Origin of the sequence: Salisediminibacterium halotolerans (genome assembly GCF_003814815.1) — a bacterium.
GTDB lineage: Bacteria > Bacillota > Bacilli > Bacillales > Salisediminibacteriaceae > Salisediminibacterium > Salisediminibacterium halotolerans.
This window is the reverse complement of record NZ_RKQQ01000008.1, coordinates 1-14,080: the sequence shown is the minus strand read 5'-3', so window position 1 is coordinate 14,080 and position 14,080 is coordinate 1. Positions and strand designations below refer to the sequence as shown.

Here is a 14,080-nt window from a genome sequence, read left to right as displayed (position 1 = left end):
ATCCTAAATTAGTCCTTGAGCCCCAAGGCTCCGCGGATATATTTCATTTTAATTGCAAAATGATGACATAAATTACTATCCCCCCGCGACCTTATGCACGGGGGGATCGGTTCATTTAATTATTAAGCTGAAAAACCCGCTTCGCGTTTTCCGTCGTCTGCTTCGCGACTTCTTCCAGTGTCATCTCCCGCAAGAGAGCAATTTCTTCTGCAACAAGACGGACGTATGCCGGCTCATTCCGCTTGCCGCGATACGGATGAGGGGCAAGAAACGGCGCGTCGGTTTCAATTAAAAGCCGGTCAAGCGGCACTTCTTTCGCCACTTCTTTCGGACGTTTCGCATTTTTAAACGTGACCGGACCGCCGAAGGAAATGTAAAAATTCATCTTTAAACATTCGCGCGCAATTTCAATGCTTCCGCCGAAACAGTGCATAATGCCGCCCGCTTCTTCGGCATGCTCCTCTTTCAGCAAATCAACGATGTCTTGATGAGCGTCGCGGTCATGAATGATCAGCGGCAGCTGGACTTTTTTCGCGAGGGCAATTTGCTTGCGAAACGCTTCTTTTTGCTCCTCTTTCGACGATTTATCCCAATAATAGTCAAGCCCGGTTTCGCCGATCGCGACGACTTTCGGGTGCTGCGACAGTTCTTCAATCCAAGCGAGACGTTCATCCGTCAAATCGACGGCATCAACCGGATGCCAGCCGATCGCGGCATAAATACCGGCGTACGTGTCAATTAACTCCATCGCAATACGAATCGTCTTTTCGTCAAAACCGACGACGAGCATTTTTTTCACCCCGGCCTCTTCAGCCCGGGCGATCGTCTCCTCGATTTCGCCTTCAAACTGATCTGCGTTCAAATGCATATGCGTATCAAACAGCATGTCGTCCCCTCCTGTCTGTTCTGTCTGTTACTTGACTTTCGATCCGTTTGCCAGCGCATCGGAAACGCTCGCAAGCGAAAGCTTCCCGTCCTCAGAACCGGCGAGAATCATCCCTTGGCTCCATTCACCGCGCAGTTTCACCGGCTTCAGATTGGCCACGCAAATCACTTTTTTCCCGACGATATCTTCCGGACTGTAGCTCGCTGCAATGCCGGCGATCACTTGGCGCTTCTCATAGCCGAGATCAATTTGAACTTTCAGCAGTTTATCCGCTTTTTTCACTTTTTCAGCCGCTGTCACTTCTGCGACCCGCAGATCAACCTTCATGAAATCATCGATCGTTATTTCGTCGTTTTCCGTCACAGACGCCTCAACCGTCTCTTCTTTTGCCGCTGATTCAGCATCGGCGGATGTTTTCGGCTCGCCGCCCATCATCCGCACGATCTCGGCAACCTCCTCATTGCTGTCCAGCCGCGGAAAGATCGGTTCGCCTTTTTCCGTCACCTTTATACCTGCCGGAAGCAGGCCCGGCTGCCGCAGCGAGTCCCATCCTTGCAGATCGGCCGGGATATTCAGCTGCTCCCACATTTTCGCCGGTGTTTCCGTCATAAACGGCTGAATCATAATCGACACCTGGCGCAGCGACTCGGTCAAATGATGAAGAATCGAGCCGAGCTGTTCCTGGGACTGCTCATTTTTCGCCAAAATCCACGGCTGCGTCTCATCAATATATTTATTTGTCCGGCTGATCAGCTGCCAAATCGCGGTTAACGCCACGGAAAACTGCATGTTTTCCATCGATTCTTCCACTTTATCCACCGTTGCATCGATCAGTTCAATCAACGATTCATCAAACGATGTGCCGTCTTTAATGTACGGCTGCAGAGCTCCGTCGAAATATTTATTTTGCATCGCTACCGTCCGGTTTAATAAGTTTCCGAGGTCATTCGCTAAATCAAAGTTGAGCCGTTCAACGAAGCCTTCCGGCGTAAATACGCCGTCTGAGCCAAACGGAACCTCGCGCAATAAATAATACCGCAAGGCATCGAGCCCGTAACGATCAACGAGCGGGATCGGGTCGACGACATTGCCTTTTGATTTCGACATTTTTCCGTCTTTCATTAACAGCCAGCCGTGGCCGAAGACTTTTTTCGGCAGCGGCAAATCAAGCGCCATCAGCATGATCGGCCAATAAATCGTATGAAAACGGACGATTTCTTTTCCGACAAGGTGAACATCCGCCGGCCAGAATTGCTGATAATCACGGTCATCCTCCGTGCCGTAGCCGAGCGCGGTAATGTAATTGGAGAGCGCGTCGATCCATACATAAACGACATGTTCCGGGTCGCTTTTAACATTGACGCCCCAATCAAACGACGTTCGCGACACGGCCAAATCTTCAAGTCCCGGTTTAATAAAGTTGTTGATCATTTCGTTTTTGCGTGATTCCGGCTGAATAAATTCCGGATTATCTTCGTAAAACTGCAGCAGCCGGTCAGCATACTTGCTCATCCGGAAAAAGTAGGACTGTTCCCGCACCTTTTCGACAGGGTGGCCGCTTTCCGGACTTTTGCCCGCAATCACATTGCCGGCGTCATCGTATTCCTTATCATCAAGCTGGCGCTCGGTATAAAACGTCTCATCAGAGATCGAATACCAGCCTTCGTATTCATCCAAATAAATATCGCCCTGTTCAAGCAGCTGTTCAAAAATCTTCTGCACGACTTTTTTATGGCGCGGTTCCGTCGTACGGATAAAATCATCGTAAGAGATATCAAGTTTTTCCCACAGCTCTTGAATATCTTTTACAACGCCGTCGACAAAATCTTGCGGCGACTGATTGTTTTCCGCCGCTTTTTGTTCAATTTTTTGTCCGTGCTCGTCGGTTCCGGTTAAATAGCGGACATCATAGCCGCGGAGCCGTTTATAACGCGCCATTGCATCTCCGGCTACCGTCGTGTAGGCATGTCCAATATGCAGTTTCGCACTCGGGTAATAAATCGGGGTCGTAATGTAAAAACTCGGTCGTTTCGCTGTCATGATGATTCCTCCTATCGCTTCGCTCATTTATTTTTTACCGACAAAAAAACTCCCGCCCAAGATTTTGGGGCGAGAGGTTCTCACGCGGTACCACCCAGATTTACCGGTCTGATACGACCGATCTCTGCGTTTGCAGGCACGTTTTATCCCGGCTGCAAACTGCTGGATAACGCACAGCAGGCGTGTCCAGCTCACCGAATACCCGGCTCGCTGCACAGTTTCTCCAAGACCATGTTCAAAAGCTTTCTTATCCCGGGTTTCAGCAGTTCCGGTTCTCTGTTATAAGAAAGGGCTCCCTACTCATCTTTTCACAGAAACAAACATTTTTCGACTGTACTCTGCATTATAATATACACGCTTCCCCCACCCTTGTGTCAAGTCATCGGCCGTTTTTTCAAACACGGGACTGTACTTTACACAAGTTATGGATTTCCTTTTTTTGGGTATAGGCAGATAACCCCGAAAAGTTACAGATCGTCTTTATCCTCATGCTTCGTCATTTCATGTCGAAAAAAGAGCAATTTACCTTAAATCGGCCTATTGCACACCTGCTGAAATCACGCAAGAGACTTGCAAAAATGGGAATTATAAAATAATTTATGAAATCGAGACCTCTTTATTGACTTCTTTTGGAATTGTTGGTATTCTTAGCTTAGTAGAAATTTGTCGAAAAATGACGCTGTGGCTGAAAGGCAAAATTTCAAAACAGTGAGAGGAGAATGAATATGAAATCAACAGGAATTGTAAGAAAAGTCGATGAGCTCGGACGGGTGGTTATTCCAATCGAACTGCGCCGCACTTTGGATATCGCTGAAAAAGACGCATTGGAGATTTATGTAGATGATGACCGAATCATCTTGAAAAAGTACAAGCCAAACATGACGTGTCAAGTTACCGGTGAAGTTTCCGATGACAACTTAGCGCTTGCTGACGGCAAAATCATTTTGAGCCCAATGGGTGCAAAAGAGATTGTTAAAGAATTGGAAGACTATATTTCCAAGCAAGAAAGCTGATAAAAGGGCCTTCCAGCCCTTATCAAAGCAGCCGCAAAATTTTGCGGCTGCTTTTTTTCGTCGTTAGTCGTTCTCCTCGATGTGATAAACATGGTAAACATCCCGCTTCGGCATTCCCCGGTCGCGGGCTGTTTTTTTGATCGCTTCTTTCGCCGCTTCGCCGTTTTGCACGTAGGCTTCGACATGGTCAAGAACGCTTAGATGCTCCCACCATTCAGGGTTGCGGCTCTCAAGCTGCTCTTGTTCCGAAGCGCCCTCAATTAAAAGAACACACTCGCCCTTCAGTGTTTCGTCCTTTGCGTACGTACACAATTCGGTCAGCGTTCCGCGCACAATTGTTTCAAATTGTTTCGTCAGTTCCCGCGCGATCACACCCCGGCGGTTTCCGAACGCTTCATAAGCGGCGGTTAAAAATTCGCTTACCCGATAGGGACTTTCGTAAAAGATCAGCGTAGCCGCATGGCCGCGCCACGAAGCGAGAATCTCCGCGCGGGTTTTTTTATGCCGGTCGACAAACCCGATAAACGTAAAAGCATCGGTCGGCAGCCCGCTCGAAACGAGCGCCGTCAAAGCCGCATTCGCTCCCGGAAGCGAAATAACCGGCAAGTTTTCTGCTGTCAGCCGCTCGACGAGATCGGCCCCGGGGTCTGAAATCGCCGGCGTGCCTGCGTCGCTGACGAGCGCAATCGTGTCCCCGGCGCGAATCCGTTCGACAAGCCACGCTTCTTTTTCCTGCTTATTATGTTCATGATAGCTGATCAGCCGTGCGTCAATCTCAAATGCGCGGCAAAGATTTTTCGTCCGCCGGGTATCTTCCGCGGCGATCATCGTCACGGATTTCAATGTATCGACCGCGCGATACGTCATATCCTGCAAGTTTCCGATCGGCGTCGGCACTAAATAAAGCGCTCCGGGAAGGGCTGTCTGATCAAAACTCCGCTGTTCGTTCATGATCGGCACCTCCTGTCATTTTGCGTTTGAATTAACTGCTCCTTTTTTGTTCTCGGCAGCTTTTTGATTTCGATTTCCCGCCGCAGAGCTTCAGTTTTGTCAGCAAACACTTCTTGATAGACGAGCTGAAAAGGCCCGCGTCCGCGCGTATATTTAGCCCCTTTTCCCTGTTCATGAACGAGGAGGCGTCTGTCCATATCGGTCGTATATCCGGTATAGAGACTGTTATCAGAACATTGCAGTATGTAGACATAATAACGTTTAACGTTCATAAATATCGCGAAACTCCTTTGTATACTCATTGTCAGCCGTATAAACGGTCAGCGGCGGATCCACTTCAAGGCCGGGATTCCCGGCGCGAACGGCTTCGATTAATACTGAGCCGGCGGAGCGGTCTGCTTTGGCATGAACGAAGCGCATCCGCTTTACTGCAAACCCGTAATTCGCCAAATCTTCCATCAGACCGGCCAAACGCTCGGGACGGTGAACAAAAACGAACCGTCCTTTCGATTTCAGCATCGCTGCGGCCGCTTGGGCCACATCGGCAAACGTACAGCGCGTCTCATGCTTTGCATCAGTCATTAAGTCTTTTCCCGCGGGCGGCGTCCCGGCGGAGAGCGGAAAGTACGGCGGGTTGCTGACAACCACATCGTATTCATTTCGGAGCAGCTCAGCCGGAAGCCCCTTCACATCGGCTTCGATTATGCGCCACTGCCAAAGAAGATCATTTTCCGCAGCGCTCGCCTTCATCATCTGACACAATTCTGCTTTCAGCTCAACGGCATCGATAACCGCGCGGGTGCGCTCAGAAAGCGCGAGTGATACGGCTCCTGTCCCGGCGCACAAGTCGGCAATCCGCTCGGTCTTCTTTGTGATCCTCGCAAATTTTCCCAGCAAGACCGCATCGACCGAGAACAGAAACGATCCGCTTTGTTGTACAATCACTTGTCTGCCGCCGGGCATGCGGTGTTTCTCCTCCCCTGTGCACATCTCAGTCTCCTCCTCCGTTATTGAGAAAAAGAGTCTTTCCGTGACGGAAAGACTCAGTGACGTTATTTTTTATTCAAAAACGATAGACAAAATAAACAATCGCCTTCTTGCCGAATCGTTCCATAGTGCAAGTTGCAAATATGAAAGCCTTCTTGATAGAGGCGTGCTAAATTATCGTAGCCTTCACCAAAACCGGGGCGAATCCGGTCGGCTGTCGTTTGACCGGGACCGTGGCGGCTCTCGGCATCTTGGCGGTGATTTTCCGGTTCATCAAGCTTTAACCGCGCGCGCAAATGTTCATTTTCCATTTGCAAATGCGTGTTTTCTTCCAGCAGCTGTGCAATCTGTCCCTTTAATTCGCCCAGTTCATGATGCAGTCCGCCGATTTTTTCTTCCATTTGACTGACCCTGGCAAATAATTCATTTTTGTTCACGGTCGCCACACCTCATCACTTCACTTTTTTCGCGGTTACGGCGCCTTCTTCAAGCAATTCATCAAGCGTGAATTCGACTACCTGACCAGACTCAAAAATCTCTACCTGTACAAGACGTTCGAGCATATTCAACCCTTTGACTTTTCCTTTTCCGTAACTCGTGTTTAATTTTTCGTTCATATCCGGGAGCTCGTGTTTTGCCTCTTCATACATATCGTTTTCGTACTTCAGACAGCACATCAGCCGCCCGCAAAGGCCCGAAATTTTTGTCGGATTCAAGGACAGATTTTGATCTTTCGCCATCTTAATCGATACCGGTTCAAAATCGCCAAGAAATGTGGAACAGCAAAGCATCCGGCCGCACGGACCAATGCCGCCGAGCATTTTCGCTTCGTCGCGCACCCCGATTTGCCGGAGTTCAATCCGTGTACGAAAAACAGAGGCCAAATCTTTTACAAGATTGCGAAAATCAATCCGGCCATCCGCAGTAAAGTAAAACAATACTTTATTGCGGTCAAACGTATACTCGACGTCGACGAGTTTCATATCGAGCTCGTGCTCGGTAATTTTTTTCGAACAAAGTTCAAAAGCTTTCGCAGCTTCTTCGTGGTTTTCAGTAATGACTTGTTTGTCTTTTTCCGTCGCAATCCGCTGCACTTGCTTAAGCGGCAGGACGACATCATTATCACCGACTTCTTTCATCCCGATGACGGCTTTGCCGAATTCTGTCCCGCGCGCGGTCTCCACAACAACGTAGTCATCTGTCTCTATATTTAAATCCCCGGGTGAAAAATAATAGATTTTCCCGGTTTTCTTAAAACGCACCCCTGTCACTCGATGCATATCGATTATCCCTCCTGTAACCGTATGAGCAGCTGCTCCATCACAAGCTGGGGAGAAGTATTTGCATCTATGCGGCGCTTGGCATCCATCGTTGCATTGAGATGTTTGCCGAGTTGCTCCAGATTCAGTTTTAGCGCATCAGCTTCCAACTGTTCTTCACAGCCGATATACACGATACGGTCTGTCTGATCGACTTGCATCCGGATAACATCGCGATACCAAAGCATAAGCAAATCGATTCCCAACTGCACATCAGTTTTCTCTTTAAAAAATGACAACCAGTCATCTTGTATTGTGATCAATGTGTATTTCGGACGTTCCGACAGGTCATTCATTAATTGTATCACTTTGCTTCGCGCTTCCGCAATGTAATCCCCCTCACAGAGCGTCAGCGCCTCATCCACATTCGAGGTAATTTTTGAAACGAGTGCAGCATCGTTTTGTTTGATACCGTGTTCCATCAGCGTCCGGATCAGCGCATCCGGCGGGAGCGGCTTAAAACTTAACACTTGCGCGCGCGACAAGACTGTTTTTAAAAGCTGCTGCACCTGCGTCGTCATCAGGACAGCAAGCGCCTCGGCTTCCGGTTCTTCTAAAAACTTCAACAAACTGTTGGCAGCCGGTGCGGTCATTTTTTCAGCCTCGTAAACGAGATACACTTTTCTTTCTGACTCCAGCCCGCGCATACTGAACTCTTTTTTCAACCCGCGGATTTGCTCGACTTTAATCGACGCTCCGTCTGCTTCGATCGTGTGAACGTCCGGGTGATTCCCCGAGTCAATCCGGCGGCACTCATTACAATGATGACACGGCTCCGCCCCGGTCCGTTCTTTGCAGTAAAAGGCCTTTGCCAACAGAGCGGCGATTTCTTTCTTCCCGGTTCCGCGTCCGCCCTCAAACACATACGCATGGGCGAGCCGGTCTTTTTCAATGCTTGAGCGCAGCACATTGACTGCGGTCGGCTGCGTTTCTTCCCAATCTTTCCACGCATTCATCGTTAACTCCGCCGCCTGCATCTAAAACTTCTCGAACTGCTCGACAGGAAGTATGAATACGGTTGCTCCGCCGATCTGCACTTCCACCGGGTAAGGGACGTACGAATCCGCATTGCCGCCCATCGGCGAAATAGGCGCAACGAGCTGTTCACGCGTCTCACAGTTCTCTTTAATAATTGTCAGCACGGCATCGACATCCTTATCTTCAATCCCGATCATAAATGTCGTATTTCCTGCTCTTAAAAAGCCGCCTGTACTTGCTAGTTTGGTCGCTTGAAATTTATTTTCTACCAGCGCATCCGACAACCGGTTGCTGTCTTTATCTTGAACGACTGCCATAATCAATTTCATCGTCATTGGCCTCCATTTGGGATGATTACATGTATTATAACAGGAACGTGTCTGTCATGACGACCCTGGATCACTCAGCTTGATAATTTTTCGCGCGAAGGTACTCGGAAAGGACGGTCCACGCTTCCGCAAAGACTTCATCCTCTTCCTTTCCGGCATCGATCCGCCGAATTCTTTCCGGTTCGGTTTCCAACAGGGAATGGTACGCAGCCCGAACCTGCTCATGAAATGCGAGCGACTCACGGTCGAGACGGTTGAATTCCCGCCCCTTATGACCGGTGATCCGTTCGATTCCCGTCTCAGGATCGATATCAAAGTAAAGCGTTGCATCGGGAAGAAGCCCTTCGGTTGCAAACATATTAATCGCTCTCACTTCGGCAATCCCGATCCCGCGCGCAGCCCCCTGATACACGAGGCTGCTGTCGACAAACCTGTCGCATAAAACCACGCCGCCCCGCTCAATATGGGGGATGACTTTTTCGACAAGATGCTGCCTGCGGGCTGCCGCGTACAAAAGCGCTTCTGTGCGCACATCCATTTCGGTATGTTCCGGGTTCAAGATTAATTCACGGATCCGTTCAGCCAGTGGACTGCCCCCCGGTTCCCGCGTAGCCAACACATCGAACCCGTCTGTTTCCAATTGTCGATGAAGACGGCGGATGATCGTCGACTTGCCTGCTCCTTCGCCGCCCTCAATCGTTATAAATAATCCTTTCATAATCATTCAGCTCCTTTTTCTGCGATTGTCAGCACACCGGAAGCATAACTGGCGAGTCCGCGCTGACAGCGGTTTTCCGGTTCATTTCCTTGACGAAATGCTTCGAGATGTTTCTCTGTAATGCGCTCGCCTTTAATTACGAGCGGAATTCCCGGAGGATAAGGAATAATCGTTTCTGCTGCTGTCTTGCCGGCTGCTTTCGTCCACGAAGTGCGTTCAGCCGGCTTATGCCTTAAAGCGGAAAAACGCTCTGCCGGCGCTGACACTGCCGGCGACTTTGTTGCCGGCCCGCGGCTTTTCGGCACTTGACCGCTTTTTACAACGGCAGCCAAAGCTTGTTCCTCTTCCGTAAAAGGCCCTTGTATCGGCAAGACCGCGAGCAGATGGTTCGCGGTCGCCATTTCCGGAAACCAGCCGGCAGCTTCCAATTGCCGGGCCCAAAAAGCCGGATCGTCCCCGGCACCGGCAATAAACGGCAATTTCACCGGGTCGCGCGTATAGACGCCGATCGTATCGGGGGCAAGCGGACAGCCTTGATCCCTCAGCCGCGCGTGCGTATGTTGACAGTCGCTTAACAATGAAGCCCAGTCGCCGGCTTCAAAAGACGCTGCAAACGCGCGGGCCAGATCGAGCGATGCCAACAGCGGGTAAGACGGGCTGCTCGATTGGAGCATTTTTAAAGAACGGCGGATACCTTCTTGCATCGCGCTGTCCCCGTTCACATGAAGCCACGCTCCCATCGTTAATGCCGGCAACGATTTATGCGCCGATTGAACGACGGCATCTGCGCCTGCGGCGACGGCGCTCTCCGGTCCAAACGACGCTCCCGGAATCAAATGAGCTCCGTGCGCCTCATCGACACAGACAACGGCTCCGGCTTCATGAGCGATACGAACGTGTTCCTCGAGCGGCTGACCATACCCTTCATACGTCGGATTCGTCAGAAACACCGCAGAAATGCCGTTCTCGGTTCGTAACGCGCTGCTCAGTTCCAGCGGATTGACACCGAGGCTCAACCCCGTGCCGGGATCGGACTCCGGTTCGATATAAACCGGATCAATATCAAAAAGCTCGAGTGCATGAAACACCGACTGATGGCTGTTCCGCTGGACGAGCACACGTCCTCCGTGCTGCGAGACGGTGTGCATCATCGCCAAGTTTCCCGAGGTCGAGCCGCCGACGAGAAAAAAAGACGCTTTCGCTCCGTATAATGCCGCGAGCATCGTTTCAGCTTCTTGAATGATCCCTTCCGGTTCATGCAAGTCATCCAGCCCGGTCAATTCCGTCTGATCGATAAGCGCGATTTTTCCAAAGTAATCTCTGCCGATTTCCGGCAAAATCCGGCCGTTTTTATGTCCGGGGACGTGCAGCGAGCGGGGAGAGTTATGGTCATGCAAGGTTAAACCGTCAAAAAACGGGGTATGTACAGGTATCATATTCTTACTCCTTTACAGATGCCTTTTTGTCTATTATAACGAAGTTTTTTTCCCGTTGGGCGGAAGATATTAATCTCTGAAAAAAAACGGCTGTAACATAAGGAGGGTCGCATTTTGAAAGCAGCGCTGTTTATCTTATTAATTGTATACGCCGTCTTCTTTGCACCGGGAGAAGGCGCGGGGAATGACCCGATTTTTTCCGCCCTCATCAGCGGGGACTTTGCTGCGGTAGATCCCGCTGTCACGGCTGTATTTTCATCGCTCGGCGTTTATCCGGCTCTGTTTCTCGCGATCCTTCTCACCGCCGACCGCTACCGGCTTCCGGCCTGGCCGTTTGCGATCGGCGCGTTTGGGCTCGGAGCCTTCGCTTTGCTGCCGTGGTTTATTTTCCGCGGAAAAGTTGTCCGGGAAATTCCCCGCGGGCCGCGGCTTATCCGGCAAATCGTCAGGCATCCGCTTTACAGCGGCACCCTGCTCTTCGTTTCATTCGCTTTGATTCTCGTACTCATTGCCGGATCGTGGCCGGCATACCGCGAAGCCTTTTTCTCATCACAGCTCGTCAGTGTCATGACCGTCGATTTGTTTGTCTTAATGTACTTATCATATGACGTATTTAAAAACGACCGGGAGCGCAGACATGCCTGGCTGAATGTTTTCCCGGCTGTCGGACCGGCCGCGCTCCTGTTACAGGATGCACTGCTGCGGCGAAAGAAACGAAACATCTCATTAAACACAAAAATTTGACAGCAAACCTTGCGGAATATAAAATTACTCCGTCAGACCGGCTTGCCGCGTCTGACTTTGTTTTGTAAAGGAGGGAAAGAAATTGGAACAGTCTTTATTAAAAAACCGCTCTTTCCTTCTCGTATGGCTGTCAGGCCTGGCGATCATGCTTGGGTTCTCGATGTTTTTTCTTTCTGTCTCCTGGTACGTCGTCGATGTGCTCCAAAGACCCGCCGTCCTTGGTGCCGTCCTCATGTCTGTTTCGATCCCGCGCGTGATCATGATGATCTACGGCGGCATTCTCGCCGATAAAATACGCAAATCATTCATTATGTTTACGACAAATTTTTTGCAAGTTCTCGTGATGGTTGCAATGATTATCCTCTTTCTCGGCGGCTGGCTTGATGTCGCCTCGCTGATTATCATCGCATTGATTTTCGGGTTTCTTGATGCGTTTTTCTTTCCGGCTGTCTCTTCGATGATCCCGATCATAGTCCGTGACGAACAGCTGCAGCGGGCAAACTCGCTTTTCCAAGGGTCAACCGAAATGATGTTTATTATCGGTCCGTTGATCGCCGGTTTTTTGTTAACAATCGGCGACTTTACGCTGACTTTTTCCGCCGCTGCCGGATTGATTGCGGTCTCGACCGTACTCATCTTTCCGCCGTTTATCAACGATCCCCGTCCAAAAAAGCGCGCCGGCGATCCATCTGCGCTCGATGATTTAAAAGAGGGTATTGCTTACGTTCGTCATTCGCATATTCATTTATCCGGAACATTATCGATTGTGCTGCTCAACCTTTTTATCATCGGACCGATCTTAATCAGCTTTCCAATTCTCGTCGGCGCCTTGGGCGGCACGCCTTTTGATTTAAGTTTATTGGAAGCAGGTCTCTCGCTCGGCACCTTTTCAGCCAGCGCTGCCGTCGTTATCTGGAACGTTAAACGCCGGCGGGGACAGCTCGTGTTTGCTTCTTTACTCGCCGCTTTCGGTTTTTTTCTCATTTTCAGCTTTCTGGAAACAATGCCGCTGCTCATCATCTTAGCTGCCCTGACCGGCCTCGTCGCGATGTTCGTTTATTTGCCGACGGTCACGATTGTGCAAGAAAATACCGATAAAGACAAACTCGGACGCGTGATGAGCATCATTACCTTGGCGGCCAGCGGATTTGAGCCGATTGCTTTTGGGCTTATTTCCTTTCTCGTCGCCTCGGGTCTTGCGATTCAAACCGTCTTGACGCTTTCCGGCGCAGCCGGGTTAATTCTATCGATATGCTTAATCGTCTTCAGTCCACGATTTCGCAAGCTCGATTAAAAAGCTGATTTCACAGGAGATAAGCCGGGATGCCGGATCATCCTCTTTCGTATATACCCGCCTGCACTGACAATTGAGCAGTGCGCGGGCAACGCCTCAGCTTCCTCCCCCCTTCTTTCTGGATCTTCAGCTGTTTTTTTGCAGCCTCGCCTTCATACAGGTGAGCGCGATTGATAACAACTAAACATATTTCCCCTCTCATTTATTACAGCATTTGAAACAATACCAAAAAATTAGTGATTGTAAATGCCGCTTCATAATTTCTTTACACTTCATTAAACATTTCTTCATATCAGCTCAACATTTCTGCTGTATAGTTAGCACCGTAGAAAAAATTCGTATAGGAAGGTGTTAATGAATGAATAAGTTAATGGCAGGAATGCTCGCCAGTAAGCGATGCGAACAATGACGCTGATCATGAAGATTGGCCGGATACTCTTCGATTTGCCGTCACAGGTATTGACGGCATGGAGGAACTGCAGCGCAGATATGATTTGTTTTAAGATACCTTGGAAGACCTGTTAGATATCGATGTAGAATTTTTTGCTTTATCCGACCGAACAGTGGCTTCCACTGCAATGGAATATGACGAAGTTGATGTCATCCTTTCCGGCCCGTCTGAATATGCCCAAACCAAATCTGCTGAACCCGAAGCAGAGCCGCTGGCTGCTATTGAAAGAGATGCTTATTACACAGTCATCATCGTTCACGAAGACAGCGAATTCGAAACCATTGAAGACTTGGAAGGCCATTCCGTTGCCATGAAAGAAGCCGGCTCTACATCAGGTCATATCGGGCCAAGTGCTTTATTTATTGAAAATGGAATGGATTTAGACAATGATGTCGATGTTGAGTTGCTCGGAGATGCGCGTGTTGAAGCGCTAAAGAATGGCGACGTTGACGCTCTCGGCGACGGCATCCGCTACTATGACATGATGGTAGAAGAAGATGGGGAAGATGCTTGGAGAATTCTTCATGAAGGCCCGCCGCTTCCGCAGGATCCCTTCGTAGCCAGTCCGAATCTTCCGGACAGCTTCAAAGAAGAGCTTCAAAATATCTTATTTGAACATGACGAAGAGATTCTTGGAGCGATTCTCGATCATGAAGATAATGAAAAATACCAGCAAGCAGACATGGTTGAAATTGATGACTCAGATTGTAGAAAAACTGTTATTTTGATGCTAGCCGCGCAGCCGCTAACCTCCGCTTGCTCCGGGCAAGGACTCAGCTAGGCTTTGGCGGTATCAGACCGCCGAAGCCGGACGATGCGTCGTCATCCGTTCCTTTTAATAGGACATCGATCGATGTCATGACTTTATCATCAAAAAAAGGCATCCTCATTACGAGAATGCCTTCGTTGAAATGCCCAGCGACGTCCTACTTTC

At 49.7% G+C, this 14,080-nt stretch carries 15 protein-coding genes; 4 read left to right on the top strand and 11 right to left on the bottom strand.

Features of this window, described 5'->3' with window-relative positions; translation table 11 throughout:
- Positions 1-115: 115 nt before the first annotated feature.
- Positions 116-886 (bottom strand): TatD family hydrolase, encoded by a 771-nt coding sequence (locus EDD67_RS13395; protein WP_121438680.1) that lies wholly within the window; start codon positions 884-886, stop codon positions 116-118.
- 27 nt (positions 887-913) lie between these two features.
- Positions 914-2,926: a methionine--tRNA ligase gene (gene metG / locus EDD67_RS13390; protein ID WP_121438681.1), complete on the bottom strand. Its 2,013-nt coding sequence runs from the start codon at positions 2,924-2,926 to the stop codon at positions 914-916.
- A gap of 725 nt (positions 2,927-3,651) precedes the next feature.
- Between metG and EDD67_RS13385 the strand changes: the two genes are divergently transcribed.
- On the top strand, positions 3,652-3,939 hold the full coding sequence (locus EDD67_RS13385; RefSeq protein ID WP_093074008.1) for a transition state genes transcriptional regulator AbrB: 288 nt from the start codon (positions 3,652-3,654) through the stop codon (positions 3,937-3,939).
- Positions 3,940-4,002: 63 nt separating this feature from the next.
- Here EDD67_RS13385 and rsmI read toward each other — a convergent pair whose 3' ends face one another.
- The 9 genes from rsmI to EDD67_RS13340 form a co-directional block, all read right to left on the bottom strand.
- On the bottom strand, positions 4,003-4,890 hold the full coding sequence (gene rsmI, locus EDD67_RS13380; protein WP_121438682.1) for a 16S rRNA (cytidine(1402)-2'-O)-methyltransferase: 888 nt from the start codon (positions 4,888-4,890) through the stop codon (positions 4,003-4,005).
- Positions 4,887-5,162, bottom strand: coding sequence for a GIY-YIG nuclease family protein (locus tag EDD67_RS13375; protein ID WP_121438683.1), 276 nt, complete (start codon positions 5,160-5,162; stop codon positions 4,887-4,889). Before EDD67_RS13375 ends, rsmI begins: the two co-directional genes overlap by 4 nt.
- Positions 5,152-5,880 carry a tRNA1(Val) (adenine(37)-N6)-methyltransferase gene (locus EDD67_RS13370; RefSeq protein ID WP_121438684.1) on the bottom strand — a complete coding sequence of 243 codons (729 nt, stop codon included), beginning with the start codon at positions 5,878-5,880 and terminating at the stop codon, positions 5,152-5,154. Before EDD67_RS13370 ends, EDD67_RS13375 begins: the two co-directional genes overlap by 11 nt.
- Positions 5,881-5,942: 62 nt before the next feature.
- Positions 5,943-6,278 carry a DNA replication initiation control protein YabA gene (gene yabA, locus EDD67_RS13365; protein ID WP_371859233.1) on the bottom strand — a complete coding sequence of 112 codons (336 nt, stop codon included), beginning with the start codon at positions 6,276-6,278 and terminating at the stop codon, positions 5,943-5,945.
- Between the two features lie 51 nt (positions 6,279-6,329).
- On the bottom strand, positions 6,330-7,157 hold the full coding sequence (locus tag EDD67_RS13360) for a PSP1 domain-containing protein (RefSeq protein WP_093073998.1): 828 nt from the start codon (positions 7,155-7,157) through the stop codon (positions 6,330-6,332).
- Between the two features lie 5 nt (positions 7,158-7,162).
- Positions 7,163-8,152 (bottom strand): DNA polymerase III subunit delta', encoded by a 990-nt coding sequence (holB, locus tag EDD67_RS13355; RefSeq protein ID WP_093074078.1) that lies wholly within the window; start codon positions 8,150-8,152, stop codon positions 7,163-7,165.
- 21 nt (positions 8,153-8,173) lie between these two features.
- Entirely contained in the window at positions 8,174-8,503 is a 330-nt protein-coding gene (locus tag EDD67_RS13350) for a cyclic-di-AMP receptor (RefSeq protein WP_093073996.1), read from the bottom strand.
- 70 nt (positions 8,504-8,573) lie between these two features.
- Complete coding sequence (gene tmk, locus EDD67_RS13345) at positions 8,574-9,221, bottom strand: dTMP kinase (RefSeq protein ID WP_121438686.1); 648 nt, start codon at positions 9,219-9,221, stop codon at positions 8,574-8,576.
- Positions 9,222-9,223: 2 nt separating this feature from the next.
- On the bottom strand, positions 9,224-10,657 hold the full coding sequence (locus tag EDD67_RS13340; protein ID WP_121438687.1) for an aminotransferase class I/II-fold pyridoxal phosphate-dependent enzyme: 1,434 nt from the start codon (positions 10,655-10,657) through the stop codon (positions 9,224-9,226).
- 114 nt (positions 10,658-10,771) lie between these two features.
- Between EDD67_RS13340 and EDD67_RS13335 the strand changes: the two genes are divergently transcribed.
- The 3 genes from EDD67_RS13335 to EDD67_RS13325 all read left to right on the top strand — a co-directional run bounded on the left by EDD67_RS13335 (position 10,772) and on the right by EDD67_RS13325 (position 13,927).
- A complete protein-coding gene (locus EDD67_RS13335; RefSeq protein ID WP_093073990.1) occupies positions 10,772-11,401 on the top strand; it encodes a hypothetical protein in 630 nt (209 codons plus the stop codon).
- 82 nt (positions 11,402-11,483) lie between these two features.
- Positions 11,484-12,695: an MFS transporter gene (locus EDD67_RS13330; RefSeq protein ID WP_093073988.1), complete on the top strand. Its 1,212-nt coding sequence runs from the start codon at positions 11,484-11,486 to the stop codon at positions 12,693-12,695.
- Positions 12,696-13,204: 509 nt separating this feature from the next.
- A complete protein-coding gene (locus EDD67_RS13325) occupies positions 13,205-13,927 on the top strand; it encodes a PhnD/SsuA/transferrin family substrate-binding protein (RefSeq protein WP_121438688.1) in 723 nt (240 codons plus the stop codon).
- The last annotated feature ends 153 nt before the right edge of the window (positions 13,928-14,080 follow it).